Annotated in this window: 29 protein-coding genes and 2 pseudogenes; 25 read left to right on the top strand and 6 right to left on the bottom strand. The window is 58.8% G+C overall.

Features of this window, described 5'->3' with window-relative positions:
- Positions 1 to 22: 22 nt before the first annotated feature.
- The 15 genes from SUTH_RS19060 to SUTH_RS19050 all read left to right on the top strand — a co-directional run bounded on the left by SUTH_RS19060 (position 23) and on the right by SUTH_RS19050 (position 11640).
- Complete coding sequence (locus SUTH_RS19060; protein ID WP_084207322.1) at positions 23 to 1006, top strand: poly(ADP-ribose) glycohydrolase; 984 nt, start codon at positions 23 to 25, stop codon at positions 1004 to 1006.
- Positions 1007 to 1029: 23 nt separating this feature from the next.
- Positions 1030 to 1338 (top strand): CHC2 zinc finger domain-containing protein, encoded by a 309-nt coding sequence (locus SUTH_RS09315; RefSeq protein WP_041098788.1) that lies wholly within the window; start codon positions 1030 to 1032, stop codon positions 1336 to 1338.
- The gene (locus tag SUTH_RS09310) at positions 1335 to 1757 is read left to right on the top strand and encodes a hypothetical protein (RefSeq protein ID WP_041098786.1); all 423 of its coding nucleotides are present in this window, start codon (positions 1335 to 1337) and stop codon (positions 1755 to 1757) included. The genes SUTH_RS09315 and SUTH_RS09310 overlap by 4 nt, the downstream gene beginning before the upstream one ends.
- 151 nt (positions 1758 to 1908) lie before the next feature.
- Positions 1909 to 2226 (top strand): hypothetical protein, encoded by a 318-nt coding sequence (locus SUTH_RS09305; protein ID WP_041098784.1) that lies wholly within the window; start codon positions 1909 to 1911, stop codon positions 2224 to 2226.
- A 14-nt stretch (positions 2227 to 2240) separates the two neighbouring features.
- Positions 2241 to 2933 (top strand): SOS response-associated peptidase, encoded by a 693-nt coding sequence (locus SUTH_RS09300; RefSeq protein ID WP_041098782.1) that lies wholly within the window; start codon positions 2241 to 2243, stop codon positions 2931 to 2933.
- Between the two features lie 100 nt (positions 2934 to 3033).
- Positions 3034 to 3657, top strand: a complete 624-nt coding sequence (traW, locus tag SUTH_RS09295) for a type-F conjugative transfer system protein TraW (protein WP_041098780.1) — start codon at positions 3034 to 3036, stop codon at positions 3655 to 3657.
- Positions 3641 to 4654: a conjugal transfer pilus assembly protein TraU gene (gene traU / locus SUTH_RS09290; protein ID WP_041098778.1), complete on the top strand. Its 1014-nt coding sequence runs from the start codon at positions 3641 to 3643 to the stop codon at positions 4652 to 4654. Before traW ends, traU begins: the two co-directional genes overlap by 17 nt.
- A gap of 26 nt (positions 4655 to 4680) precedes the next feature.
- A complete protein-coding gene (gene trbC / locus SUTH_RS09285) occupies positions 4681 to 5358 on the top strand; it encodes a type-F conjugative transfer system pilin assembly protein TrbC (RefSeq protein ID WP_171817343.1) in 678 nt (225 codons plus the stop codon).
- Complete coding sequence (locus tag SUTH_RS09280) at positions 5355 to 6554, top strand: hypothetical protein (protein WP_041098776.1); 1200 nt, start codon at positions 5355 to 5357, stop codon at positions 6552 to 6554. The genes trbC and SUTH_RS09280 overlap by 4 nt, the downstream gene beginning before the upstream one ends.
- Positions 6554 to 8635, top strand: coding sequence for a conjugal transfer protein TraN (locus SUTH_RS19055; RefSeq protein WP_084207320.1), 2082 nt, complete (start codon positions 6554 to 6556; stop codon positions 8633 to 8635). The genes SUTH_RS09280 and SUTH_RS19055 overlap by 1 nt, the downstream gene beginning before the upstream one ends.
- Entirely contained in the window at positions 8632 to 9018 is a 387-nt protein-coding gene (locus SUTH_RS09270) for a hypothetical protein (protein ID WP_041098774.1), read from the top strand. Before SUTH_RS19055 ends, SUTH_RS09270 begins: the two co-directional genes overlap by 4 nt.
- A gap of 56 nt (positions 9019 to 9074) precedes the next feature.
- A complete protein-coding gene (locus SUTH_RS09265) occupies positions 9075 to 9368 on the top strand; it encodes an HU family DNA-binding protein (RefSeq protein WP_041098772.1) in 294 nt (97 codons plus the stop codon).
- Between the two features lie 122 nt (positions 9369 to 9490).
- Positions 9491 to 9739, top strand: a complete 249-nt coding sequence (locus SUTH_RS09260; RefSeq protein WP_041098770.1) for a helix-turn-helix domain-containing protein — start codon at positions 9491 to 9493, stop codon at positions 9737 to 9739.
- Positions 9736 to 11100 carry a HipA domain-containing protein gene (locus SUTH_RS09255; protein WP_041098768.1) on the top strand — a complete coding sequence of 455 codons (1365 nt, stop codon included), beginning with the start codon at positions 9736 to 9738 and terminating at the stop codon, positions 11098 to 11100. Before SUTH_RS09260 ends, SUTH_RS09255 begins: the two co-directional genes overlap by 4 nt.
- A 96-nt stretch (positions 11101 to 11196) precedes the next feature.
- A complete protein-coding gene (locus SUTH_RS19050) occupies positions 11197 to 11640 on the top strand; it encodes a helix-turn-helix domain-containing protein (protein WP_084207319.1) in 444 nt (147 codons plus the stop codon).
- A 13-nt stretch (positions 11641 to 11653) separates the two neighbouring features.
- Here the strand turns inward: SUTH_RS19050 and SUTH_RS09250 are convergent, their stop codons facing one another.
- The gene (locus tag SUTH_RS09250; protein ID WP_148312894.1) at positions 11654 to 11908 is read right to left on the bottom strand and encodes a hypothetical protein; all 255 of its coding nucleotides are present in this window, start codon (positions 11906 to 11908) and stop codon (positions 11654 to 11656) included.
- A gap of 197 nt (positions 11909 to 12105) precedes the next feature.
- Between SUTH_RS09250 and SUTH_RS09245 the strand changes: the two genes are divergently transcribed.
- Positions 12106 to 13020 carry a 3'-5' exonuclease gene (locus tag SUTH_RS09245; protein WP_041098765.1) on the top strand — a complete coding sequence of 305 codons (915 nt, stop codon included), beginning with the start codon at positions 12106 to 12108 and terminating at the stop codon, positions 13018 to 13020.
- Between the two features lie 383 nt (positions 13021 to 13403).
- Here the strand turns inward: SUTH_RS09245 and SUTH_RS19905 are convergent, their stop codons facing one another.
- A complete protein-coding gene (locus tag SUTH_RS19905; RefSeq protein WP_041098761.1) occupies positions 13404 to 14108 on the bottom strand; it encodes an ankyrin repeat domain-containing protein in 705 nt (234 codons plus the stop codon).
- Positions 14109 to 14362: 254 nt separating this feature from the next.
- On the opposite strand from SUTH_RS19905, the gene ppdK reads away from it, so the two are divergent.
- The 4 genes and pseudogenes from ppdK (at position 14363) to SUTH_RS19900 (ending at position 18572) form a co-directional block, all read left to right on the top strand.
- Positions 14363 to 17158: a pyruvate, phosphate dikinase gene (ppdK, locus tag SUTH_RS09230; protein ID WP_041098759.1), complete on the top strand. Its 2796-nt coding sequence runs from the start codon at positions 14363 to 14365 to the stop codon at positions 17156 to 17158.
- 55 nt (positions 17159 to 17213) lie between these two features.
- Positions 17214 to 17678 carry a tRNA adenosine(34) deaminase TadA gene (tadA, locus tag SUTH_RS09225; RefSeq protein WP_041098757.1) on the top strand — a complete coding sequence of 155 codons (465 nt, stop codon included), beginning with the start codon at positions 17214 to 17216 and terminating at the stop codon, positions 17676 to 17678.
- A pseudogene (locus SUTH_RS20060) lies at positions 17679 to 18155 on the top strand (L,D-transpeptidase family protein); the annotation flags it as partial. It lies immediately after the preceding gene.
- 51 nt (positions 18156 to 18206) lie between these two features.
- On the top strand, positions 18207 to 18572 hold the full coding sequence (locus SUTH_RS19900) for a GNAT family N-acetyltransferase (RefSeq protein ID WP_331709771.1): 366 nt from the start codon (positions 18207 to 18209) through the stop codon (positions 18570 to 18572).
- Here the strand turns inward: SUTH_RS19900 and SUTH_RS09215 are convergent.
- Both SUTH_RS09215 and ygfZ read right to left on the bottom strand, forming a co-directional pair.
- The gene (locus tag SUTH_RS09215) at positions 18564 to 19328 is read right to left on the bottom strand and encodes an NRDE family protein (protein WP_041098755.1); all 765 of its coding nucleotides are present in this window, start codon (positions 19326 to 19328) and stop codon (positions 18564 to 18566) included. The genes SUTH_RS19900 and SUTH_RS09215 overlap by 9 nt on opposite strands.
- 5 nt (positions 19329 to 19333) lie before the next feature.
- Complete coding sequence (ygfZ, locus tag SUTH_RS09210) at positions 19334 to 20353, bottom strand: CAF17-like 4Fe-4S cluster assembly/insertion protein YgfZ (RefSeq protein ID WP_052473477.1); 1020 nt, start codon at positions 20351 to 20353, stop codon at positions 19334 to 19336.
- A gap of 86 nt (positions 20354 to 20439) precedes the next feature.
- Between ygfZ and mltG the strand changes: the two genes are divergently transcribed.
- The 5 genes from mltG to SUTH_RS09185 are packed head-to-tail and all read left to right on the top strand — an operon-like array spanning position 20440 to position 24478.
- A complete protein-coding gene (mltG, locus tag SUTH_RS09205) occupies positions 20440 to 21429 on the top strand; it encodes an endolytic transglycosylase MltG (RefSeq protein ID WP_041098753.1) in 990 nt (329 codons plus the stop codon).
- A 6-nt stretch (positions 21430 to 21435) separates the two neighbouring features.
- Positions 21436 to 22047 carry a dTMP kinase gene (gene tmk, locus SUTH_RS09200; protein ID WP_041098751.1) on the top strand — a complete coding sequence of 204 codons (612 nt, stop codon included), beginning with the start codon at positions 21436 to 21438 and terminating at the stop codon, positions 22045 to 22047.
- Positions 22034 to 23074 carry a DNA polymerase III subunit delta' gene (holB, locus tag SUTH_RS09195; protein WP_041098749.1) on the top strand — a complete coding sequence of 347 codons (1041 nt, stop codon included), beginning with the start codon at positions 22034 to 22036 and terminating at the stop codon, positions 23072 to 23074. The genes tmk and holB overlap by 14 nt, the downstream gene beginning before the upstream one ends.
- A gap of 8 nt (positions 23075 to 23082) precedes the next feature.
- The gene (locus tag SUTH_RS09190; protein ID WP_041102067.1) at positions 23083 to 23856 is read left to right on the top strand and encodes a TatD family hydrolase; all 774 of its coding nucleotides are present in this window, start codon (positions 23083 to 23085) and stop codon (positions 23854 to 23856) included.
- A complete protein-coding gene (locus SUTH_RS09185; protein ID WP_041098747.1) occupies positions 23849 to 24478 on the top strand; it encodes an ankyrin repeat domain-containing protein in 630 nt (209 codons plus the stop codon). Before SUTH_RS09190 ends, SUTH_RS09185 begins: the two co-directional genes overlap by 8 nt.
- Positions 24479 to 24569: 91 nt before the next feature.
- Here SUTH_RS09185 and SUTH_RS09180 read toward each other — a convergent pair.
- Positions 24570 to 25223 (bottom strand): annotated as a pseudogene (locus SUTH_RS09180) (ABC transporter ATP-binding protein); the annotation flags it as partial.
- Positions 25224 to 25288: 65 nt separating this feature from the next.
- Complete coding sequence (locus SUTH_RS09175; RefSeq protein ID WP_041102063.1) at positions 25289 to 26338, bottom strand: DNA-binding protein; 1050 nt, start codon at positions 26336 to 26338, stop codon at positions 25289 to 25291.
- Positions 26339 to 26421: the final 83 nt, after the last annotated feature.

The following is a 26421-nucleotide window of genomic DNA, read 5'->3' as shown; positions in this document are numbered from 1 at the left end:
TTGACAACTTTGAGGCTTTGTAATGAACCAATTCTGCACAGCAAGGAAACAATGGGATTCGTACCAGATCTCCAAAAACATGATGCCCAAGTTTCATCATTCCAACAAGGAGTTCTTATTCAAGCTGGCATTTTCAAACGGATTCTCAAACAATGGAACACTTGGCTATTCACGTTGGTCTAGTCGCCCACTTCCTACATTATTGACTGAAGGGGAAACAGAGGTTCTTCAAAGACCTGGCTTCTTTGACTATGAAGTGAGTTCATCACCGCAAGCTGCGGAATGGCATATGAACTTTGCGAACAATGAGATATTTTCGGCGTGGGCCACTTCATTGTTGGCACAAGACGAACTTCAAGTCGCAGAACATCCGGCGCTCATTGGAATGCGCATCGAAGCGATGAAGGAAGGAATCTCGCTCTGGAGCGTCGAGGACTGCGCGCCCACTCCGATTCTCATCACTGGCGTCGAGCGTCGCTTAAGCATAGACACCTCCCCCAATGAAGGTGCGGGAATACCACATGGGATTTACGGAAACTATTTCCGCAACGCCTCTGAATCTCAGATAGCCCGTGCAACGACTGTCATTACTCCACCAACAAACTCCAACATCCTCGCAATCGAAGCGCCTGCTTATGGCTCTGGGCGATACACCAGCAATTCGATTGCTTTCATCCTAAGCACAGCGTATTCCGGTTTTTCTGCAGTATTGGATGAAAGCCAACTTTCACTCAACGCTTCGACAGTCAGAATTCATTCTGGTTTCTGGGGTTGTGGTGCCTACGGCGGAAACAGAGTCTTGATGCTGCTACTGCAAATGGTAGCTGCTCGGCTAGCAGGCATCGACCAAATCACTTTTCACACGGGTGATGGATCGGGATCACTGCCATTTCGAGAATCATACGAAATCTACCAAAGAATTCAGAGGGGAAATTTGCCCGTAGATCAAGTAATTGATTTGGTTGCTGACTACCATTTTGAATGGGGCGAAAGTGACGGAAACTGAACTCAACCAGGTAGGGCTATCCAATGATTGAAGAAAAATTCATTCAGGAGTTGCTTGAGCGAGTTGACATCGTTGACGTCGTAAGTCGCCATATCCAACTTGAAGCGGGTGAGGTGAATTTCACTGCCCCCTGTCCGTTCCATACTGAAACAACATCTTCTTTTGCCGTCAGCCGAGAACGTCAGTTTTATCACTGCTTCGGCTGCGAGGCTCACGGCAGTGCGATAGGCTTCTTGATGCAGTACTCCAACCTAAGTTTTACCGAGGCTGTAGAGGAACTGGCTCGTTCAGTAGGCATGGCTGTCGAACACGATGGTACTGATTCAGCATGAGCAAGAACGGAGGTGCCCACCTAATAGCGGGGGACGTACCGAAAGATTTTTTCGATTGGCCTACAGGATTACTTGGTTTCGATTCTTGGGCCAACTGGTTTTTTGGTGACACGATCGCTGATCGTACTCACCGAGAACGCAGCAAGATGAGGTCGTTCTACGAGGCAGCCAATAATCCCAATCAACAGGCTAGGCTAAGCCCCCTAGCGTATGAAGATTTAAACTTCTTTTGGAGGTTGTGGGCACAATTGGCGGTAATCAAGCCAGCGCAGATCAGACTGATAGTCGCCGCTACTTTCGCACTTTTCGGAAGCCCACTCTGGGCTGAAATTCTCTATGGCATGCAGGGGGCTCGTCAGTACAGAGAAAATGTCGAAAAAATCCGTTACGAAGAGTCATTGCGAAAACGAGGGAAGTGAGTAAAGCAAATATGTTATCTGCCTGCTTCTGAGGAACCGACGGGCATCAGCGGTTGGTAGATCGCCTGTCCATGGTGTGCGGGTCCGGTTTCATTCAGGTGAGATAGACTGAATTCTCTCGATTCCTTTCACATGCCCCGATCTAAATTGCATGCCTAAGTCCAGCTTCCAATTGGTGCCCTCAAGTTCAGCCGACACTCCACTTAACTTCGATATTGATTTTGAGACAGGCAAAGTCGGCGGCAGGGATGGGCCACGTGTTGTCACTTTGTGCGAAGCGGCGATGGTGAATGGTTATGTTGTCGGTCATCCTTACCCCACTTCCTATGACATCACGAATCCATTCATCAATATCCAAGAACTCGCTGTGGTGCTTGGGCAATATTGGCGGCTGGACGGGAAACTGATCGATGCGTATCCCAAGTTCGAGTCCGACGAGGGAAGTTCAGATATTTCAGTTCTGTATTAGGTCGATTCGTCACCATGTGCGGTCGCTACGTGCTGAGCGGTACCCCATCCGAACTTTCCGCTTATTTCGGCCTTCAGGATTGTCCTGACTTTTTGCCCAGGTTCAACATCGCACCACAAAGCGATATACCTGTCATCCGTCAGCGACCGGAGATCGGGCTCGTCGGTCAGATCGTCCGCTGGGGTCTGGTTCCATCCTGGGCCAAGGATTCCTCCATTGGCGCAAAGCTGAACAATGCCCGTGCGGAGACTGTCGCTGACAAGCCATCCTTTCGATCCAGCTTTACCCGACATCGCTGCATCATCCCTGCCAGCGGTTACTTCGAGTGGCAGGCAGTATCCAGAAACGGCAAGGCATTCAAGCAGCCTTGGTACATTCGGCCGACGGAGGAGAATGCCTACTTCGCTATGGCCGGACTACTGGCCAAATGGGTTGCTCCAGATGGTTCCAACCTCATCACGGCTTGTGTCATCACCACCGAGCCCAATGGCGTCATGACCCCGATTTATGATCGGATGCCCGTCATTCTCAGCGGAAATGACATCGGTACTTGGCTCGATCCCGTCAACCACGACCGAAATGTTCTGATCCCAATACTCAAGTCTGTTGCGGATGAAACGATGAAAGCCGTGCCCGTCAGCTTGTCCGTAAATCGCGCAGGCAATGAGGGGCCGGAGTTGATCCAGGCCATCGAGCTTTCCGAATAAGTACGACTTCGATTGATGCTTCAGTGGAGCATCGAAATGCGACCAAAAAAGCCGCATTTCAAAATCCGCAGCGCGGCCTGCAACACCAGAATCGCCCCCCATGCGGATTCCTGGTTTGTCACTGCTGTTGTCGATTGCGGCCTCTTCGCTTCCTGTGTTGGCGGCGGATATTGGGACTGTGGGGCCGACCTATGAAATTGCCGAACCGGATCTGATCGAGGTCATCAAGTCCAGACTGGATCGGATGGCCAGAACCGGGGAGCTTGCGCGAAAGCAGTCGGAGCACCGGGATCGGGTCATTCAAGGGATCGAGTCTCCAAAGTCCATCACGGGTATCCGACCGACGCAAACACCGAGAGCATTTCATGTGAATCCGGCGATGGTGCTGGCCCGCGATATTCGGGATAACAGCGGACAGCTATTGTTCGCCAAGGGGACGCAAGTTAACCCTCTGGAAGTTGTTTCACTCTCAAAGCGACTGTTGTTTTTTGATGGCGGGGATGCGCGGCAGGTCGCATTCGCCAAGCAAGTGCTGGGTAGTGCAGGGGCAGGTACCAAGCCGATCCTGGTGGGCGGTCAGCCACTCAAATTGATGCGAAGCTGGAAGCGTCCTGTCTACTTCGATCAAGGCGGCACGCTGGTAAAGCGACTCGGGATTCAGCAGGTCCCGGCCATTGTGAGCCAGGACGGCAAGCGGTTGCGAATCGATGAAGTCCGTCCCTAACGTCCTGCTGACTGCCGTGATGGTGTGGTTACTGCTGATGCCTGCCGGGGCAGGGGCCACGGCGACTTGCACGGGAAGATTCGCCAATCCCATAACCGACATCTGCTGGAGCTGCATGATGCCATTGCGCTTTGGCGGCATGGATTTGCTGTCGCTAGATCAGGAGGACACACCGAACCCCGGTGGGTCGGCCATCTGCATGTGTCCATCCCAGCTTCGTGTCGGATTCAAGGTGAGTTTCTGGGAGCCCGTCCGACGCGTGGATGTGGTGAGGCGACCGTTCTGCATGACCAGCCTTGGCGGGATCGAACTCAATCCCGGCTTCGATGCGCCGCGAGGTTCCCGCTTCAGCCAGGACAGCACCTCCACGTCGTCCTTCTATCAGGTCCATTGGTATGTCGATCCGGTCATTTTCTGGTTGGAGGCGATATTCGATAACGCCTGTCTGGAGCAAAGCGCGTTTGATGTGGCGTATCTCACCGAGCTTGATCCGATGTGGAACGACGATGAGCTGACTTTCATTTTCAATCCCGATGTAGCGCTCTTCGGCACGTTGCCGGCACGAGCAGCGTGCGCGGCCGATTGCGTCGCTGCGACGGTGGGATTTCCCTCAAACACCTTGTTCTGGTGTGCCGGATGCCAGGGCAGCCTGTATCCCCTAAATGGCAACGTACAGGCGCATATCGGTGGCGTGCAGGCCTCCAGCCTCGAAATGACGCGGCTGATCGCCAAGATGCACCGCGAGGGTTTGATGTGGGCAGCCTCGGGTGAGGATGGCCTGTGCGGCTACTACCCGCAGCCGATCATGGACAAGACCAATTACAAGTACCAGATGCTGTATCCGATTCCCCAGACCGAGAAGATTGCCGGGAAATGCTGTCAGCCCCTGGGGCGCTCGACGATTCTCTGGGGTGCCGGCAAAGAGTATCCCTTCGAGGGCGAGGACTTCGCCTACATGGTGTTCCGCAAGCGGAACTGCTGCCAGGGAGCATTTTGACTATGCGGACGGGGAAACATTGGATCGTGTCTGCCGCGCTCTCCTGTTGTGCCTGCGTCGCATGGGCACAAGCGGCATTGCCAAGCGATTTTGATATCCGACAGGCGCAGCAACGGATGCGTGATGCCATGGGGACTGGCAGTAGCCAGTCGTCCACCCCGCCGCCGCTGCCCGTCGTTCCGCGAATTGAGCGATTGCCCATGCCCAAGGCAAATCAGTCGGACATTGGCCAGATCGCCGAATCCTTTCGCTCCTTGCCAATTTCAAAGCCTGCATCATCCGATCGCGGGCCAGAACTGATGGTGTTCGTTTCCTTCTCGATACCCAGGCCTTCACTGGAACGCATCGTCGCCGAGTCCGAGCGAACCGGGGCCGTGCTGGTCATGCGCGGACTGAAGGGCAATTCGCTGACCCGGATGGGGGAAGAGGTTGCCCAGCTCATCGGTAAGCGTCAGGTGACCGCCATCATCCATCCACCAGCCTTCACACAATTCAAGGTGACGCAGGTGCCGGCGCTGGTCTTGGCGAACGCCTCGCAGGCAACGCGGATCGGCACGGATGGCTGTGCATCGCCGTCCAGTTTCGTGAAAGTCGATGGCGATGTCAGCCAGGGCTATGCGCTCGGTCTCATCGAGCGTCAGGCCCCAGCATGGTCGGAAGCCGCCAGGCGCTTTGCGGCAAAGCTGGAGGAGCGCCGTCCATGAGCATGCGCAATTTGATCTTGCTGGCGTGTGTCCTGTTCGCCGGGACGGTCGCTGCGCAAGGCTACGATGCCTCAACCGCTTTCAGTGACGGACGATCATTGGGGTCCGGAGCTATTGGTGGGGCGCAGCAAGGGATTGGTACGACAAACGCGACGGCGGTTGTTCCAAGTTATGGACAAGCTACCAGCCAAGCTGGCCTGTTTCAGGGGGGCATGGGGCAACTCTCGGGGCCGGGCGTGGCCAAAGTCATGGACTGTTCCAGCCAGACACCGGATACGGACGCATTTCGGCGACAGGAGTGTGATGCGGTCAATTTTGTTGCGCGCAACCCGAGCGTGCGTCCGGCATTCTCGATTGATCGCGCCACCGATCCCCTGATCACCCGGAACAACGCCATAGCCGCCAACCCGGCCATTCAACTCACCGGCGTCAATATCGGTGCAGCAACCGAGCAGTGCCATGTCGTTAGCCAAACAACCCCGGCTGTGTTTTCAACCGAGATCTGTACCGAATATCGCCCCGTTACCAGCAACTACTGTTCGACCGCGCGCCAGATCAGTGTCGATCAGCATCACCTGTATCAATGTGTCGAGCAGATGCAGACCCTGAGTAACGCCAGTTGCTATATCGGCCAACAGATCGCGGTGAGTACGAGCTACAACTACCAGTGCAACCAGACCGTTCAGGGCTACGAGACATTGAGTTGCCGCCGCGGTGTCTCGGCGACCGTCGGATTTGGTCAATGCACGCCAGGAGCTTGGCTGGGCCGAACTGCTTTCATGGATTGTAGTTATTGCTACGACCCGTACATGGCTATGAACATTTTCTGTGGAAGTGATGGCCGTTCCTATTCAGTGGAACCCTATCGGTCCTACGACGGGGTCAATCGCTACGACTACAACTGGATCGGCTATCCCTGGGACGGCAGCTATGGCCGCTTCCCCGTGGCGGTGGCGCCAGGACAGTCGGTGACGGACTACTACGTCAGCAATCTCGGGTTTGGCTGCAACCTGTACGTTTACTTCAGCGTCAGTTGCAGTTCCACGACCTGCACCCCTTCGATGCGTAACGTCAGTTCTGGCTGCAATTCATCCGGCGGGACAGGGACGGGTGCGCCCTTGCAATTACCAATGTCCAAGACGGTCAGCAGCTGGACCTCGAATGAGTGCGCCACCCTGCAACAGCGAGCACGCTGATGAGATTGCTGCTTCTGCTCATCGCCGTCCTCTTTGGTCTGAGCCCTGCCGCGTGGGCGGGCGATTGTCGTCTGGAGAGTTCGACCTGTGTCGATACCTCGGCGAGCAAGACAATTTCAGGCGTGGTCGTCACGCTGGCGGATGTCGGGGGCTGCTGGGAGTTTCAGGACAATTACACCTGCATCAAGCCAAACTCCATCGACTACTGCTCGGCATTGACGGCGGCAGGGTGCGGCCAGACGAGTTCGGTCTGCAGCGATACCGCGTTCAACGGCACATGCAATACCTACACTAAGACTTTTCGCTGTGGGACCAGTCAGGGAACCCCCACGAATACGGTGAGGCTTGACAACACCTACACCCTAGTAACGGATACGGCCAATACGAGCCAATGTACGTCCTATGCGCAGAATTCCAGATGCCGACTGTCGGCGCATACCTGCGTTGATTCCACGCCCTGCAAGCTCGATTCGAGTGGGGCGACCGTGTGTCTGGCAGGTGTCACGCCACCGGCGGGGGGATTGAATTCCACGGCCACCTGCTGGCGGTATCAGGATGATTACTCCTGTATTGCCGACAACCACATCGACTACTGCGCGGCCATCAAAGCGACACAAGGGTGCACTCAAGTCAGTGCTACCTGCGACAGCACGGCCTTTGATGGCTCCTGCAACCAATATACCCGGCGCTATCAATGCACCAACGTCACCGCATCGACCTCGACGCCAAGCGTGGTCGAACTCAATACGTCCTACACGATCACGTCCAACACGCTGGCTACCAGTCAATGCACGTCGTATGCCGACAGCGCAAATTGTGTCCATGCCGCAACCACATGTACCGACAGCACACCCTGCAAAACGATCAATGGCCTGCAAGTCTGCCTGACGACAGTGTCTCCATTGCCGAGCGGGGCGCAAAGCGCGGGTGATTCCTGCTGGTCGCGTACCGAGGACTACACCTGTGCCGGAGCAACGCTGACGAACGATTGCCAACCGTTGATCGATCGGGGCTGCACGCCGGTTTCCTCGCAATGCATTGATCCCTTGCCTACGGGAGGCTGCGACATGAGCGAGCGAACCTACTCATGTCAGACCTCGCCCGCAACACAGACCCAGCAAACCGTTTGTGACCAGCGGTCATTCTGCCAGGGAGGAACCAACTGCTTTGATACCAGCAATCCGGCAGATCAGGACTTCGGACGTGCCATGGCGTCGATGGAGGCCGCTCGGGAGGCTGGGGTCTATGGGGAGGATCTGCGGCTGTTCAAAGGGGTGGGAGAGCGATGCCGGAAGAAGCTCTTCGGCTTGGTCGATTGTTGCAAGAAGGGCGGTGGCGGTGCGGCGCGGTCCAATCACAACCTGATGGCCACCGCCATGCAGGGCGTCATGATCGGCGGGCAACTGGCGATCAATGCAGGCAGCAAGTACATGTTCGACTTCATGTACCCCGAATTCACCAGCTATGTCGAAGCCGGTGCGCAGGCCATGATTTCCTCGGAGGTGCTGTTCACTCCGACGAACTTCCAACCGTCCTTTACGTTTTACGGACTGACCCTCTCGACCGGTACGGTCAGTAGCGGCCTCTTGGGGGGACCGATCTATTCGCTGGGATCGCTCGGCAGCTTCAATTTTTACTTTGATCCGTATTCACTGGCGGCAGCCGTGGCGCTCCAACTCCTGTCCGAATTGCTGTCCTGCGAACAATCCGAACAAATGCTGGGGATGCACCGGGATGCCAACCTGTGTGTCTTTGTGGGCTCCTACTGCTCATCGCGAATTCCCATCATCAAGACCTGCATCGAACAGACTCAGTCTTACTGCTGCTTCAACTCTCGTCTGGCCAAGATCATCAATGAGCAGGGCAGGGGACAGGTAGGAAAGACCTGGGGCAGTGGCGAGAACCCGGACTGTTCCGGCTTTACCACAGCCGAATTCGAGCAACTGGATTTCTCCCGGATCGACATGAGCGAGTTCGTCCAGGAAGTGGCATCCAGCGTGCGAATGCCGGATGTGTCCTCCTTCGGACAGAACGTCCAGACCTCCGTTCAACAGCGTGTGAATAGCTACTACAACCGATGATGCGATCTGCGATGGCTCTTTGTTTCTTTGCGCTCCTGTCGAGCGCCGATGTTCTTGCCGCGGATCTAAAGCAGCACCTGATGACGGCAATCGATACGCCCAACGGGATGGCCGAAGGGACACTGGATGGCAGCATGGCCGAGTTTTTCAAGGCACAGACCCGTTCGTCTGCGCCGGTCATGGTCAATGTCAGAACTTTGAAGCGCTTTCCAACAGCGGGATGTGCCCGACTGGAGGCAACCCTGATTCAGGATGGGGTGCCAACCCAGCAAGGAAGCGCCATCCCGTTTGTCATTCGCTACGAAATCAACCTGTGCCGGGATGGGCGTCCGCCGACGGAGGGTATCGACCTGGATGCCGCCTCGCGCGTTCTTCCACGGTAGCCGCCAGCGTTGTAGCAAGTAAATTCATCGACAACCCCAAGTAGGAAAAGTAATCCATGAACAAATTAGAGCTGATCGAAGCATTGGCCACCAAGTCCAACCTGACCAGATTTAACGCATGCCGTGCAATTGATATTCTGGTCAATGAAGTGGTGACTGCGGTGACCATGGGCAAGAAGGTGACGATCGCAGGCTTTGGAACCTTCAAGCCTGCTGCCCGTGCCGCCCGTGTCGGCAAGAACCCGAAGACCGGTGCCCCCATCAAAATCAAGGCGACGACGGTGCCGAAGTTCACCCCCGGTGTCGCTTTCAGGGACATGGTTGCCAAGGAGGGCAAGATCGCGAGGTAGCATCCAGCGTTGCAGAATGCCTGCGACGGGCAGATTAAATAATAAACGATCGTTTATTTTCTCTTGCACTGATCCTTCAGGCAAGGCAAAATTCAACGGTCGTTTATCTTTTGGAGGGCGTCATGACCCGTGAAGTCAGTATTTCCTCGATCCGGGAACTGGGAGATACCCTCCGCCGGGTTCGGAAAGAATCAGGACTGACGCAACGTGATGCCGCAGCCCTGTGCAACGTGAGTCTACCGTTTCTCAATGGACTTGAGCAGGGAAAAGCGACGGCGCAGGTCGGCAAGGTTCTGACCGTTTGCCAGCGTTTCGGCATCGATGTTCGCTTGCGATTGCCGATGGCGCCCGATAGCGAGGGCGTGGCATGAGCCAGTTGCGTGTGCTGTCGGATGGCGTATGGATCGGTACGCTTGATGTCACCGAAGGCCGGTGGTCGTTTGCCTATGCTCCCGAATGGACGCACCATCCTCTCGCCCCCGGATTCCCATTAACGGTCCGCGACTATCAGGATGCGGGCGAACATCGGCCCGTGGAGTGGTTCTTCGAGAACCTGTTGCCCGAGGGCCGGTTGCGGGAACTCATTGCCTTTCGCGATCGGATCGATCCCCGTGACAGTTGGGCGTTCCTCGTGCGGCATGGCCAGGACACGGCCGGCGCTTTGTCTCTCGTACCAGTCAATCCCGACGGCGAGGTTCCCGGCGAAGTGCTGGTGCCACTCTCACAGGAAGACCTGCAGGCGAAGATCGAGGAATCGCGCAAGCGCAATTTGCCCTTGATGGCGTCCTGGGACGACATACGCATGTCACTGGCCGGGGCCCAAGAGAAGCTTGGCTTACGGATTGATCCCGATGGCGTAATGTTTCTTCCCGAAGGAACCGCGGCTTCCACGCACATCGTGAAGCCCGAGAATGCCAGCGCGGATTTCCCTTTTTGTCCGGCCAACGAATTCTTCTGTATGCGCCTGGCGGACGAACTCAAGGTGCCCGTACCGCAGGTGTCGTTACGGCACCTGCCCGAACCGCTATACATCATCGAGCGCTTCGATCGCAATCGGCCGAAACCAAAAAAAGGAGAGGGCGCTTCTCCCATCAAGCGGCTGCACCAGATCGATTTGTGTCAGGCGCTCGGGGTATCGCCGTCACGGAAATACGAAAGCGAAGGCGGATTGGGTCTCCATCATCTGTTCGAGGTGCTGCTGGGACCCTTCATCGACCGGCCAGCCGTTGCCGTCAATGCAGTCATTCAGTGGGTGGCTTTCAATTACCTGATCGGCAACCTCGACGCGCATGCGAAGAACATCGCATTCCTGCTGCGTGGGCAGAAAGCCGAGGTGGCTCCCTTCTACGACATGCTGTGTGTCGAAGCCTATTTGCCGCGCGCCACCATGTCGATGAGTATTGCCGGCGAGAACAAACCTGGATGGGTCGAAGGCATTCATTGGGATGCGCTGGCTTATGAGGCGATAGTCGCTCCGCGTTTGGTACGTGGCGTCCTGTCGCGCATGAGTAACGCCTTGCCTGATGCCATTTCCAAGGTCATCGGTGATGAGCGATTGCTACCTGTCGAGCGTGATTTCATCCGGACGAAGATCCTCCCGGTGATTGCCGAGCGCCAAGAGTTTCTGGTCGATGCATTGGCATCACTCCATGTGCCCCTTGCCGATCTGATCAATTCACGTGAGCTTTCCGCTGAAGTTGTCGACCGACTGAAATCACTACCAACGACCTGACCTCAATATCCGCCAGGATGGCAGAAGGATATTTTTGGAGTCGATCTGATAGATTGGCATGTTGGCTCAACCGGCCATTGAACGAGGACCCGTCACGTGTCGAATATCGTAACTGCACTTAAAGATGAAGTTTCGCGCATCGCCCGCAAAGAAGTTCGCAATGAAACAGCTCAACTGAAGAAAGCGGTGGCCCGTTATCGATCTGATATTGCCGATCTGAAACGGAGGCTTGCCGCCGCGGAGCAATCCTTGACCAAAATTCGGAAGTCAGGTGGCGTACCTCGCCCAAGTACTCCGGCATCCACGCCAAAGGGCACCGCCGGCATTCGGTTCAGCGCCAAAGGCTTTCGTACCCTGCGCGAACGACTGGACTTGTCGGGGACGGAAACAGCCAAGCTGTTACGTGTCTCGGTTCAGACGATTTACAACTGGGAGGCTGGATCGTCAAAACCTCGCGAACCGCAACTTTCCGCGATTGCCGTTCTCCGTAAGGCAGGCAAGCGTGAGGTCGCGGCAAGGCTTGCTGAATTGACCGCCTGATCTGAACTTGAAACTATCGGTGGCAGGGTATGGCACCCGTACGTGTTTGTCGCAGGTTGTCGATGTAGTTGGCCAGATCCTCAGCGAGCACATAACGTCGGCGGTCCCTCAGGATGGTTGGGATCGGGAAGACACCTTTGCTGATTTGGTTGTGTGCGGTTCTCAGCTTGATACCGATTTCCTGGGCGGCCAGTGAGAGCGGCAGCAGTGTGCCCCCATACCGGCTGGAGAGTGTAACCAGGCTACTCTCGTGAATCTTGGTGCTCATCTGTGGCTCCATGAAGGGACCAGAGAATCGTAACAAGCGCATGGCGGCTCATGCTTTTGAAACGCGCCCTGCAAGGGCGTATTTCGGGTGGCAGATTTTCTTGGGTGTGATTTACTCGACGCTCATCTGGTGAGCCTCCTGGCGAGCATAGTCTCGTATAGTCACCAACCCATCAGTACTCATCGAAGTAAATGCCAATGACGAGCGAAACACAGGACATCGAATCTCTGGCCAAGCAGGTGGAATCCCATCCGGACTATCGGGTGTTGCGTCGCTTGAAACCTCGAACGGAGTTTTCTGTTCAAGCCAAGGGCGCCATCGCACGCGGGGTCGTGGTTGATACGGAGACTACCGGTACCGATCCCTCCGCCGACGAGATCATCGAGATCGGCATGGTGGTTTTCGAATACGACACGGCAACCGGGTACGCCTTGCGTGTCGTCGATACCTACGATGCGCTGGAGCAGCCAAGTCATCCCATACCTCCCGAAGTCACGCAAATTCACGGCATCACCGATGCGATGGTGGTGGGTAAGCGAATCGATGATCAGCGCGTGGCCAGCATGCTTGGAAACGTCACCTTGGTGGTGGCACACAACGCTGCATTTGACAGGCAGTTTCTTGAGCGTCGGTTGCCCATTTTCGCGAAAGTAGCGTGGGGATGCTCTTTCAAGGAAATTCCTTGGTCCCTTGAAGGCTATGGGTCGGAAAAGCTGGATTACATCCTCAACGTAATGGGGTATTTCCATGAGGCCCATCGGGCAGAGGCGGATTGCCTTGCATTGCTCGAAGTGTTGCAGATGCCTTTGCAAACCACGGGTATGTCGGCATTTGCAGCGCTGACGAAATCGGCAAATGTGGCTGGGTATCGTATCTGGGCCAGAAACAGTCCCTTTGACAACAAGGATCGCCTGAAGGCGAGGGGCTATCGATGGGCAGCGCCTGAGAAGTGCTGGTATCTGGATAGCACAGAAGCAACTCTGGCCGCCGATCTGTCATTGCTCAAGATCGAGGGATACAACAGCAAGCCCGCGAAAGTTGAGCTTGAGAAACTCGACGCGACTATCAGGTACTCGAAACGTGGTGGCGAGAGGGAAGTCAGGCTGATATGAGGACTTTGGTAGATATGATCGACAACGGACCTCGCATGAAGCATGTAGCGAATTCTGAAAACCCTTGCCAAAACTGGGCTTCAGAGGATTCTGACGGTATCAAATGATGGCCATTTTCTCGCTGATACCGTCACAAAACATGCTCGATGTCTGCTACATTCGTGACATGGATAATTCGTCGATTTTCCGAACGTCGGCGAACGTCCGCGAAAGGTTGTTTTTCCACAATCGCCCGGAAACCCGCATGAATACTAAGCGTCCTTTTTTTGACGGTATCAGTGACGGTATCAGCGGGGGTGAAACGTGCGGAACCCAGTATTCATGCGGGGTTCATAGGCTCGTTGATAATTGAGTGGGAGTAGCCATCTGCTGCCCGCGGGCCTCTAGGCAACAACGGCGGAATCGGGTTGTAACTGAGTTGCAGCCTGTCTGGCGGCCTCGGCTGCATCTTCAGCCCGTTTCAGGCATTCGTTAACAGCCGGGAAGTTGTTCTGCAAGGCGACATCGGACGCCTTGCCCGCCGGACCCGCCAAAAGGGGCGAGGCTCCTCGCTTGAGCAGGGCCTGGACAATCTTGAGATCTCCGCGCCTGGCGGCATGCATCAACGGCGTCAGACCCTCATCGTCCACCGTGTCGAGATCGAAATCCATGGTCAGCACGGTATTTACGTAGGCATGATTGCCGCGCTCAATGGAATGCAGCAGCACCTTGGTGGCTTCGGGATTCTGTTTGAGGATCTTTGGCTCCAGTCCTGAAGGCAGGAGCTTGGCACTGTAATTCGCCAGCGAGAGAGCGACCATGGCGACCAGTGCCATCAATAACGGAGTCTGGCTGATACCCAGGCCGTCGGCCCATTGTTCCGGCAGATTGGCGCCGACTGCCAGCAGGGCATACAACAAAAAGAAGAAAAACCGGACATAGAGAAACAGCGCAATGAATACCATCAGACCAAGTACGCCCATGAGGAGGCTGGTTTCCACTCCGATGTTCTCAAGCACGCGCGGAGGGAGATTGGCGATCAGTGCCATCGCTCCGACCAGCCCGAGTAGCGTCCATTCCCGGATTTGTTTTTGTTTGACGATATCCATATAGCCCCGTACCCAGAAAACCTGTTGCAGAAATGCGGAGCGACCCGCACGAGTCGGCGAAAATGCATGAATACCGGAACACGCAATCGCTCTTTGACAATTTAGCGCATATTGTCCCTGGGTGGAAATCCCGAGAATAGAGAAAAGTAATTCCCGGGATCGCTATTTTTTGAACTAAACGCTCAAGAAACGATAGACTTATTGTTTTGCTGCATAGCGTCAATCCAGTGGTACGACAACAAGGAGAAGTAGTGATGAAACGGCAATGGGTATTTGCTTTCGAGGAAGGCGATGGCAAGAACAAGATGCTGCTGGGCGGCAAGGGCGCCAACCTGTGCGAGATGACGCAGATCGGCCTCAACGTCCCGCCCGGATTCACACTCACCACCGAAGCCTGCCAGGCATATCTCGAGCACGACGAACTGCCGAAGGGTGCCTGGGAAGAAGTTCTCAAGTCCATGAAGGACCTCGAAAAGAAAACCGGCAAGCAGTTCGGCGGCACCGATAATCCGCTGCTGATCTCGGTCCGCTCCGGCTCCTCGATGTCGATGCCCGGCATGATGGATACCATCCTCAACCTCGGCCTCAACAAGGCCACCTTGCAGGGCATCATCAAGCTGACCAACAACCCGCGCTTCGGCTATGACGCCTGGCGCCGTTTCATCCAGCTCTTTGGCAAGATCGCACTGGGCGTCGAGGACAAGCACTTCGACGACGCCATGGCCGCGATGAAGAAGAAGGTCGGCGTCGCGGACGACGTTGATCTCAAAGCCGAACACCTTTCCGAACTGGCCGATCAGTTCGCCCAGATCATCGAAGCCAACACCGGCAAACCCTTCCCCGAAGATCCCTACAAGCAGCTGGAAATCGCCATCGGCGCCGTATTCCGTTCCTGGAACGGCAAGCGCGCCATCGACTACCGCAGGCAGTTCAAGATCACCAGGGAAATGGCCAACGGCACGGCGGTCAATATCTGCACCATGGTGTTCGGCAACATGGGCAACGATTCGGGCACCGGCGTCGGCTTCACGCGCAATCCCGGTACCGGCGAAAACATGATCTACGGCGAATACCTGGTCAACGCCCAGGGCGAGGACGTGGTGGCCGGCATTCGCACGCCGAAGGCGATTGCCGAGATGGAGCACGACATGCCGGAAATCTACCGGCAACTGCTCGAACTGCACAACCGCCTGGAAACCCACTACAAGGAAGTGCAGGATTTCGAATTCACCATCGAACGCGGCACGCTTTACTGCCTGCAGACCCGCAACGGCAAGATGAACGCGGCGGCGATGGTGCGCACCTCGGTCGAGATGTTCAAGGAAGGCCTGATCACCAAGGAAAAGGCGCTGATGCGCATCGACCCGGCCATGCTCGAACAACTGCTGGTGCCGCAATTGTCCCCTGATTTCAGAGGCAAGCCGCTCGCCACCGGCCTGCCGGCATCGCCCGGCGCCGCCTCCGGCAAGATCGTGTTCGACGCCGATACGGCCGAATCGCGTGGCATGGCGGGCGAAAAAATCATCCTGGTGCGCGAAGAGACCAAACCCGAAGACATTCACGGCTTCTTCCAGGCACAGGGCATTCTCACCAGCCGCGGCGGCAAGACTTCGCATGCGGCCGTGGTGGCGCGCGGCATGGGCAAGCCCTGCGTTTCGGGCTGCGAAGCCATCCACATCAACGATATCAAGCGCTCCGCCACCATCGGCGACACGACGCTGCATGAAGGCGATGTCGTCACCATCGACGGCGGCAACGGCAACGTCTATGCCGGCGAAGTGCCGACCGTTCAGGCCGAATTCAGCCATGACATGGAGACCCTGCTGAAATGGGCCGACCAGGTCTCGCGCCTCAAGGTAATGGCCAACGCCGACACCCCGGAAGACGCCTTGCGTGCCCGAGGCTTCGGCGCCATGGGCATCGGCCTGTGCCGCACCGAGCGCATGTTCAATGCCACCGACCGCCTTCCGATCGTGCAGGAAATGATCCTCGCCGAAAGCATCGAAGAGCGCCAGGCCGCGATCGATCGCCTGCTGCCGATCCAGCGCGCAGACTTCAAGGGCATCTTCAAGGCCATGAAGGGCCTGCCGGTCACGGTGCGCCTGATGGACCCGCCGCTGCACGAGTTCCTGCCCACCGCCGCCCAGCTCGAACTGGAAATCGCCCACTTGCACCACCTGCGCGATTCGCTCAAGGCACTGGAAGAACTTCCCGAGACGCTGAAGCTCCTGAATCCCAAGCTCTACATGCAATACGCCGACGGCCTCACCAAGCTCGGCCGCAGCATGACGGACTTCAAGGAAGGCCACCTCGAAGAAGACGTCATCCACAAGAAGGAAAAGACGCTGAAGAAAGTGCGTGCGTTGTCCGAGGTCAACCCCATGCTCGGCCATCGCGGCGTGCGCCTCGGCATCACCTATCCGGAAATCTATTCGATGCAGATCCAGGCCGTGCTCGAAGCGGCGGCGCTGTGCGCCAGGGAAGGCATCGAGGTCCATCCGGAAATCATGGTGCCGCAGGTGGCGACGGTGGAAGAACTGGTGCGCATCCACAGCTATGTCAAGCGCATCCACAAGGTGGTCGAACTGACCCACGGCATCAAGGTGGACGTCAAGTTCGGCAGCATGCTGGAAGTGGTGCGGGCCTGCCTGCGCGCCGGCCGCATGGCGCAGGATGCCGAGTTCTTCTCCTTCGGCACCAACGACCTGACGCAGGCCACCTTCTCGTTCAGCCGCGAGGATGCCGAGAACAAGTTCCTGCCGGGCTATGTCGAGGCCGGCATCCTGGTCGACAATCCCTTCGAAGTGCTTGACCAGAAGGGCGTCGGCGAACTGATGAAGCTGGCGGTGAGTGAAGGCCGCAAGACCAATCCCGACCTCAAGGTCGGCATCTGCGGCGAGCACGGCGGCCACCCGGGTTCGATTGCCTTCTGCCACTCGATCGGGCTCACCTACGTGTCCTGTTCCGGACCGCGCGTGCCGATCGCACGTCTGGCCGCGGCACAGGCGCAGTTGATGGAAACCGGCGGCGCGGTCACCAAGAACGCCTAAGGCCATTCGCATCACGGGCCCGGCGCACGGCAGCGGTAATGCCATAATCGGCCCCATGGACGATAGCGTATTCATGGGGCTGGCGCTGGAACAGGCGCGCGAGGCGGGCGCCGCCGGCGAGGTGCCGGTGGGTGCCGTGGTCGTGCTGGAAGGCGAAGTGGTAGGGCGCGGTTTCAACCAGCCGATCGGCCGCCACGACCCGACGGCGCATGCCGAGATCATGGCGCTGCGCGATGCCGCGATCCGGCTGGGCAATTATCGGCTGCCCGGCTGCACCCTGTATGTAACGCTGGAACCTTGCGCCATGTGCGCCGGCGCGATCATGCACGCCCGCATCGAGCGCGTCGTGTTCGGCGCGCGCGATCCGAAAACCGGCGCCGCCGGCAGCATCATCGACCTGTTCGCCGAGGCGCGGCTGAATCACCACACAGCCGTGGTCGGCGGCGTATTGGCGGAGGAATGCGGCAGCCTGCTGTCGGGCTTCTTCGCTGCGCGCCGCGGGCGAACCCTGGTGACCTGAATGCATATCCGCATCAGCCTGCCGCAGCAAACCCTGGAACTGCATGACGAGCGCGGCGCGCTGCTGCGCCGCTATCCCGTATCGACGGCAAAGAACGGGGCGGGCGAACAGAACGGCAGTTGTGCTACGCCGCGCGGCCGGCATATCGTCAGGGCGAAAGTCGGCGCTGGCGAGACGGCGAATTCCGTCTTCGTGGCTCGGCGACCGACCGGCGAAGTATGGTCACCTGAGCTCGCCGAGCAGTTCCCCAAGCGCGATTGGGTACTTACACGAATCCTTTGGTTGTCGGGCAAGGAACCGGGGCGCAATCGCCTCGGCGAAGTCGATACCATGCGCCGTTACATTTACCTGCACGGCAGCCCTGATTCGGCGCCAATGGGCACGCCTGGCTCGCATGGTTGCGTACGCATGCGCAACAGCGACATCATCGATCTGTTCGATCTCATTCCGGCCTATACGCCGGTCGACATCGTCGAATTCGGCGTCGAAGTTGGCGCCTGGAGCCAACTCGGCGAAGATGCTCGACAGGTGCGCGATGCGGTGTTCGTCGCCGAGCAGAAGGTGCCGCGCGACATCGAATGGGACGAACACGACGCCGCGAGCCGCCATGTCGTCGCCCGCGACAGCGACGGTGGCGCCATCGGCACCGGACGCCTACTGGTGGACGGCCACATCGGTCGCATGGCGGTGCTGGCCGACTGGCGCGGCAAGGGCGTTGGCCGCGCGCTACTGGAACGACTGCTGGAAGAAGCCCGCCAGCAGGGCCATACGCATCTGGCACTGCACGCGCAAACGCATGCCAGCGGTTTCTACCGGCGCTTTGGCTTCGTCGAGGAAGGGCCGGAGTTCATGGAAGCCGGCATCCCGCACCGGACCATGGTTCGTTCAGCCTGAAACCTTGAAGCGATAGCGCAGCCGCTCGCCGCGCTGCGCCCCGGGCAGCCAGGTCTGCTCGTCGAAACTGGCCCAGCCGTCCGTTCCCACGGACAACACGGTCGAGCCGCGCGTACCATAGCCGGGCGACTTGACGAAGGCCGACGACAGCAGGCGTTCCCAGTCGAGTGGAACCCCGGTTTGCGGCAGGTGCGCGTCGGGGTGGATGCCGTCGTCCCGCAGCAGATCAAACAGCGCGTCATCGTCGGGCAGGCGCTCGAGCGCCTGCGCCAGCGCCGTCTTGCCAGCGCCGACTTTCGGCCAGGGCGTATCGAGCAGGTGATTGGACACGCCATACACGCCCGACTCGAGCTGCCGCGCTGCGCCGCCCATGTTCGACGACCACCATAACGTCGCACCGTCGCTCATCAGCAGGTTGTAGCCGTTGCATTGCCTGCCGAGGGGCGCAATGCGCTCCAGGTAGTCCTGCGGCGCCTCGTCCCCGGCGAGAAAGTCCGCCACCAGTCCGCCGCGCGAAGGCGCGCCTTTGCGATTCTGTGCAGGATCGCGAAAATTGGTCAGCGCCGCGAAGCGCCCGTTGCGGGTGACGCCCATCCAGGTGCCGCCCGCTTCCAGATCGCGGCCGGCCAGCATCTGTGGCGCTTCTTTCCAGAAGGCGGCCGGCGCCGTCGGCCGGACGAAGAACTCGTCGCGATTGGCCGCCACCACCAGCGGGTAGTCGGCATGAACCCGCCACGCGACGAGGATCAGGCACATCTTGCCTAAGTCATCTCGTAGGGCAGGGGCAGAAACTCCAGTCGCTCGCCGTCGAGCGCGCCGACATGCACCTCGCCCGCTTCCACCGCGCCGATCTGTACGCAGACCAGGCACTCGAAGCCGCCGGCCGGGGAGGGCGCCACGCTGACGATAGCGCCGCAGTGCTGGTCGCCGGTTTCCGGGGCATACACCGAAGTGCCGGGGGCCACTGCCGCCGCCAGCCGGGCGCGGAAGGTGCGCCGCTTGACCTTGCCCAGGTACTGCGTTCGGGCGACGATTTCCTGGCCCGGGTAGCAGCCCTTGCTGAAACTGACGCCGGCCACGGCCGGCAGCTCCATGTTGAGCATCTGCGGCACGAACGCCTCTTGCGTGGCAGCCACCACGCGCGGCTGTCCGGCGGCGATTTCCAGCCATTGCCATGCTGCCAGGCCGACCGGGCGGGCCGCCGCCGCCAACGCCTGCCAGCTTGATGCGGCCGTGGCCGGATCGAGCGCCAGCAGCCAGCGCGTATCGTCGAGCCGGATGGCTTGGCCACCTTCGACGGCCGCAACGCCGAAGCGGGGCATTTCTGCACCGGCAAGAGTCGGTGCTGGCGGTACGGCGGCTGGTGCCGAGTATCCGATCAAGGTGCGCTCGCCGGTCGCGTCGCTCAGCTTGACCTTGGAGCGCAGCACGTACATCGAGAGTTTTTTCAGCATCGCCGGCAGGACGTCACGCGGCAGCATCAGCAGGAAATCATCACCCTCGCGCCAGATCAGGAACAGCGCCAGCAAGCGGCCCTTGGGCGTGCAAAAACCGGCAAAGCGGGCGTCGTTTGGTCCGATCCCGTTGATGTCGTTGGTCATCAGGTTGTGCAGGAAACCGGCCGCATCGGCGCCGGTGGCACGAATCACCCCCAGGTCGGTCAGGGGCGCGACAACCGCGCCGTCGCGCGCTGCGACCAGCTCATCGGCGACAGCGCCGAAACGGCTGCCATCTTCTGTCAATCCTTGAGTGGCAAGGAAGGAGATCAATTCTTGGGTCATTGGCGGCGTCCGGGGTGTGGGGGTGGGAATGTTATTATCGCGACAGCGGTGCAGATTGCGCCTGCCCCGTCCTAATTCAAGTCTTCATGCGTACGTTCAAACTAATCCTGCTGGTGCTGATTCTCGCATTTCTCGCGGCAATCGCGGGTGCCGGCTGGCTCTCGATGCGTCCTTTGCCCATGCGCAGCGAAACGACCGTTTTTTCAGTGCCGACAGGCGCCAGCCTGCGCGCAGCGGCCCAGGCAGTCGAGGCCGCGGGCATCGGGCTGCCGGCGTGGCAGTTCGAGGTACTGGGCCGCATCCTCGGCCGCTCGGCGAAGATCAAGGCCGGCAGTTATGAGGTGGAGCAGGGCCTGACAGCCTTGACGCTGCTCGACAAATTGACCCGCGGCGATGTAACGCAAGCTGAAATCATATTGGTCGAAGGCAAGACCTTTCGCCATTTCCGCGCTGCACTGAACGAACATCCCGATCTCGCCCATGACTCGCTCAAGCTGAGCGATACCGAGGTTCTTGCCCGTTTGGGCGCAGGCGAGAAGCATCCCGAAGGCCTGTTCTTTCCAGACACCTATCTTTTCCACAAGGGCAGCAGCGATCTGGACGTCTTGCGCCGCGCCTACAAGGCCATGCAGCTGAGGCTGGCGGCCGCATGGGAACGCCGCGACACCACCGTGCCGCTCAAAACGCCCTACGAACTGCTGATCCTGGCCTCGATCGTGGAAAAGGAGACCGGCCTGCCCTCCGATCGGCCGCAGGTGGCCGCCGTGTTCGCCAATCGGCTGCGCCGGGGCATGCTGTTGCAGACCGATCCGACCGTGATCTACGGCCTCGGCGAACGCTTCGACGGCAATCTGCGCAAGGTCGATCTGCAGACCGATACGCCGTGGAATACTTACACCCGGGCCGGTTTACCGCCCACGCCGATTGCCATGCCGGGTCTGGCGTCCTTGCAGGCGGCTGCGACGCCGCCCCCGAGCGACAAGCTGTATTTCGTCGCCCGTGGCGATGGGTCGAGCGTGTTCTCGGCATCGCTGGACCAGCACAACAATGCCGTCAACAAGTTCCAGAGGCGCTAGACAACCATGATACGTGGCCGTTTCATCAGTTTCGAAGGTATCGACGGTGCCGGCAAGAGCACCCAGCACGCCTGGGCGGTGGATTACTTGCGGGGGCAGGGGCATACCGTGGTCGCCACCCGCGAACCGGGCGGCACGCCTCTGGGCGAAAAGCTCCGCGCCCTGCTGCTGTCGGAGCCGATGCACCTGGAAACCGAGGCGCTGCTGATGTTCGCTGCCCGGCGCGAGCATATCGCGGAAGTCATCGAGCCGGCTTTGGCACGGGGCGACTGGGTGGTTTGCGATCGTTTCGTCGATGCCTCGTTTGCCTACCAGGGAGGAGGGCGCGGCCTCGATTGGAAGAAGCTGGAAACTCTCGCCCAATGGGTGCTGGGCGATCTGCAACCGGACCTGACCCTGATCTTTGACGCCCCCGTCGCCATTGCCCAGCAACGCCTCCATGCCGCCACCGCGAATCCGGATCGTTTCGAACAGGAGCAGGCCGCATTTTTTGAACGCGTGCGCGCGTCCTATCTCAAAATAGCTACCGAAAACCCTGTTCGCGTTCGGTTGATCGACGCCACGCAAACCCCGAATCATATTAATAAAATACTTGAGAATATAATTGCAACATTTTGATTTAAATCAATTACAGTGGAACAACACTGTCCGCGAGCAGTTGCTCGGACAGGGACTTGCCCGGCTGCCGCACGCCGTTCTGCTGGTCGGCCCTGCCGGTGTCGGCAAGACCGCCTTCTCCGAACAGCTTGCCGCACTTTTGCTTTGCGAGTCGATGTCGCCCGAGCTGAGCGCCTGCGACCAATGCCAAGCCTGCCGCTGGCTGGATGCTGGCAATCATCCGGATTTTCGGCGTGTCGCCCCGGATGGCGATGAAGAACCTGAAGAAGGCGTCGTCGAAAAGACCAAAAAGCGCAGTGCAGCCAATATCAAGATTGACCAGATCCGCGAACTCGAAGCCTTCGTTTTTGTTGGCAGCCATCGCGACGGCAACCGCGTCGTGCTCATCACCGAAGCCGATGCGATGAATCCCGCGGCGGCAAATGCACTTCTTAAGATACTTGAAGAACCACCTTCAAGTGTTTATTTCATATTAGTTTCATCTAAGACAAAATCGCTGCTGCCGACGATTCGGAGCCGCTGCCGGGTGATTCCCTTCGGGCCGCCCGATGCCGCCGCCGCCGCCGCCTGGCTGGCCGGCGCCGGTCTCGAAAAACAGGCGGCGCGCTACCTGAACCTCGCCGGCGGCGCGCCGATGCGGGTCGCGCAGTGGAAGGAACAGGGGCAACTGGCGCCGATCGACGCACTGGTCGAGTCCCTGGTTTCGCCGCCTGCGGACCCGATTGCGCTCGCCGCGCGCTGGGACGGCCTGCTCAAGGGTGACGGCGTGTTTCGCATGGAGAACTTGGTCGAAGGCGTCCAGCGCTGGCTGTTCGATTTGGCGCAGGAGCGTTTGGCGGGCGAGGTTCGCTACCACGGCGGTTGGCCGCGGCCCAAAGGCGTGCAGAACCTCAATCCGAATGCCCTGCTGGCCGCCTGGCGCGAGATCAACCAGTGCCGCCGCAGCGCCCGTCACCCATTGAATCAATTGCTTTTTCTCGAAAACCTTGCGGCTCATTTCCTGCGCGCCCTGCGCCCGGTGGCCTGATGAGTGCGCTGCTGGTCGATTCGCACTGCCACCTTGATTTCGCCGACTTCGCAGGCCGGGAAGGCGAACTGCTGGCCGCCATGAAGGCCAATGACGTCGGCTGGGCGCTGATCGCCGGCGTCACGCTGGAACGGTTTCCGGACGTTCTGGCACTGACCGAGCGCTTCCCCAACCTCTTTGCCGCGGTGGGCGTTCATCCCGACACCCAGGAAGGCGAAGAGCCCGACCAGGAGCGCTTGATTAGCCTCGCAAACCATCCTAAAGTCGTCGCCATCGGCGAAACCGGGCTGGACTATTACCGGCTGGAGGGCGATCTGGAGTGGCAGCGCGAACGTTTTCGCACCCACATCCGCGCCGCGCGCCGCACCAACAAGCCTCTGATCATCCACACACGGGAGGCGGCTGCCGATACTTTGCGGATTCTTGAGGAGGAGGGCGCAGGCGAAGCAGGGGGCGTATTCCACTGCTTCACCGAGACGCTCGCCGTTGCCGAAGCCGCCCTCCGACTCGGTTTCCATATCTCGTTTTCAGGCATCGTCACCTTCAAGAACGCGCTTCAAATCAAGGAAGTAGCCAGCTTCGTGCCACTCGACCGGATCCTCGTCGAGACCGATGCCCCCTATCTGGCACCGGTGCCGCATCGCGGAAAGCTCAATCATCCGGCCCTGGTCAGGCATGTCGCCGAGGAGGTCGCACGCCTGAAAGGCATCGACATCGAGGCTTTGGCCCAAGCCACCACGACCAATTTCTTTCGTTTGTTTGGTGCCGCCAGCCATGCGTAAGCTTCTGGTTGTATTTATCTTTCTGTTAGCCACTGGCATCGCGCGGGCGGGCGCCTACGACGACATCATCGCGGCAGCGAGCAATGGCGAATCTGCCACCGTGGTGGATCTGCTCAAGCGCGGGATGGACGTCAATACAGCCGACCGCAACGGCTCGACGCTGCTGATGATTGCCGCACGCACCGGAAACTACTCGCTGCTGGAAACCCTGCTGGCCAATCGGGCCAACGTCAATCGTCGCAATCAATACGGCGATACCGCGCTGATGCTCGCTGCGCTGAGCGGCCGGCTCGACGTGGTGCAGGCGCTGCTCGAAAAGAAAGCGACGCTAGATCCCTCCGGCTGGACGCCTTTGCACTATGCGGTTTTCGGCGGCAACAAGGAAGTCGTCGCGCTGCTGATCGCCAAGGGCGCCAAACTCGATGCACGAGCGCCCAATGGGCAAACCGCATTGATGATCGCTGCCAAGCTCGGGAGTCCTGAACTGGTTCAGCAACTCGTCGATGCCGATGCGGACATGGACCTTGCCGACTATGACGGCTTGACGGCGCTACGCCTGGCTCACCAGGCTGGGAATGCCGAGATCGTCGACTACCTGCGTAAGGTAGGGGCCGTCGAGTAGCGGTCGATTCAATTTGGATTGGTCAATTCCGCGCTATTACTTCGTATAATTGGCATTATGTAAACAACTGGAAAGAGTTGGCACCGGCCAATCAGAGGTCGAGCTGCAGGGCCGCCAGCCTCGCGTAAAGCCCTCCCTGTCCGCGCAGATCCTCGGGGGTGCCGATCTCGACAATGCGCCCACGTTCCATCACCACGATGCGATCGGCCTTTTGTACCGTCGCCAGCCTATGGGCGATGATCACGGTGGTGCGTCCCTCCATCGCCGCATTCAAGCCGCGCTGCACCAGTATCTCGGACTCGGCATCCAGCGCGCTTGTCGCCTCGTCCAGCAGCAGCAACGGCGCGCCTTTCAGAATGGCCCGCGCAATCGCGATGCGCTGGCGCTGTCCGCCCGACAATCGCGTGCCGCGCTCGCCCAGAAAGGTCTGGTAGCCCTCGGGCAAGCGATCGATGAACTCATCCACCAATGCCGCCCGCGCGGCCTGCCTGACCTCATCGTCGGTCGCCGTGGCGCGGCCATAACGAATGTTCTCCAGCGCGTTGGCGGAAAAGATCACCGGGTCCTGCGGGACGATAGCGATGCCACCGCGCAGGTCGTGCAGGCTCAGTTGCCGGATGTCCTGGCCATTGAGCCGGATGGCCCCATCCGACACCTCGTAGTAACGCAGCAGCAACTGGAACAGGCTCGTCTTGCCGGCGCCCGATGTCCCCACCAGGGCAACGCTCTCGCCCGGCGCAATGTCAGGGTTCCCGTACTTTCCGTGCTGAATTTGGCGGTTTCTCCCGGAAGCCGCTCAACCACGCGGGTTTAACGTGTACCCGCCGCCGGCGCGCCGCCCGCAGGACCTGGTTTTTGATTCATCCATGCCTGAATCTTCTCAGCAAGTTGCTCCTGCGTCTCTGCTGCTGACCGCGCCGCTGTCAGGCTGATCTGAAGTTGATGAATTTCTGCCCGATCTTGGGCGCGGCCAGCCGCGAGTTGCTCATTCGTCGCATTCGCTGCGCCGATTTGGGTTTCGAGTTCCGCCACCCGACGTCCCAGGCGATCCATTTGCTGTTGCGCCGCGACCAGTTCGGCTTTCACATCCTTCAGTGCCCGGACTTCTGCCCTCGCGTCATGTAGGGATCGTCCCGATTGGGATAGCTCCGACGTCAAGCGTGCATTTTCTTGGTTGCTTGTCGCCGCCACTTGCTGCGCCTGAATCAGGCTATTCCCGATGGTCTTGACCTCGCTTTGCAGGTATTGGACCTGCTGCTCGTGTTGGCGCTGATCCTGCTCACGCTGTTCTTTGGTGGCCGTGCGGAAATGTTCCAGCGCCTCGCGAGCATGGGTATGCTTCTCCTCCAGGGATCGCCGGTGTCGCTCTTCCGTCCGCAGTCGGTCTTCGAAGTCGGTCACCTGCTGGGTGGCGATGGCATGGGCCGTAATCTCATGTTGCAGACGCTCTGCCGTGCGTTGATGACGGGTCTGTTCCTCAGTCAAATCGGCCTGGACCTTCTCTAGCGCTTTGCGCAGGCCTGCCGCTTCAGCCTCGACCGCTTCTTGCATCTGACGCTGCTCCGTCAACTCGGCCACGTACTTGGCTTTTACTTCGGCGATGCGGGCATCGGCCTCAATCTGGAGGCGCTCCGCCAGGCGTGCCACGAGGTCCTGCAATGCCTCGCTGATGGCCACCTTGGTGCCGGACTTGCCTCCCTCTTCTTCCTCGATCTCCTTGAGGTACCGGTGGATGGTGGCTTTCGAACCGGTGTTGCCAAGTTCTTGTCGGACTGCATCGATCGATGGATACCGCCCCACCGCCAAAAGCTTATCCCGAGCTCTGATGACTTCCGCCTTGTAAATGCCGCCACGTGCCATGGCCACCTCCATGTATTTCGTACTGTATTACATACTACGATAATACATACTATAATTGGCGTCAATCGTAATCATAAAACGCC

The sequence above is a fragment of the Sulfuritalea hydrogenivorans sk43H genome, assembly GCF_000828635.1.
GTDB lineage: Bacteria > Pseudomonadota > Gammaproteobacteria > Burkholderiales > Rhodocyclaceae > Sulfuritalea > Sulfuritalea hydrogenivorans.
Note: the sequence above shows the minus strand (reverse complement) of the source record. Positions and strands in the feature narration are given on the sequence as shown.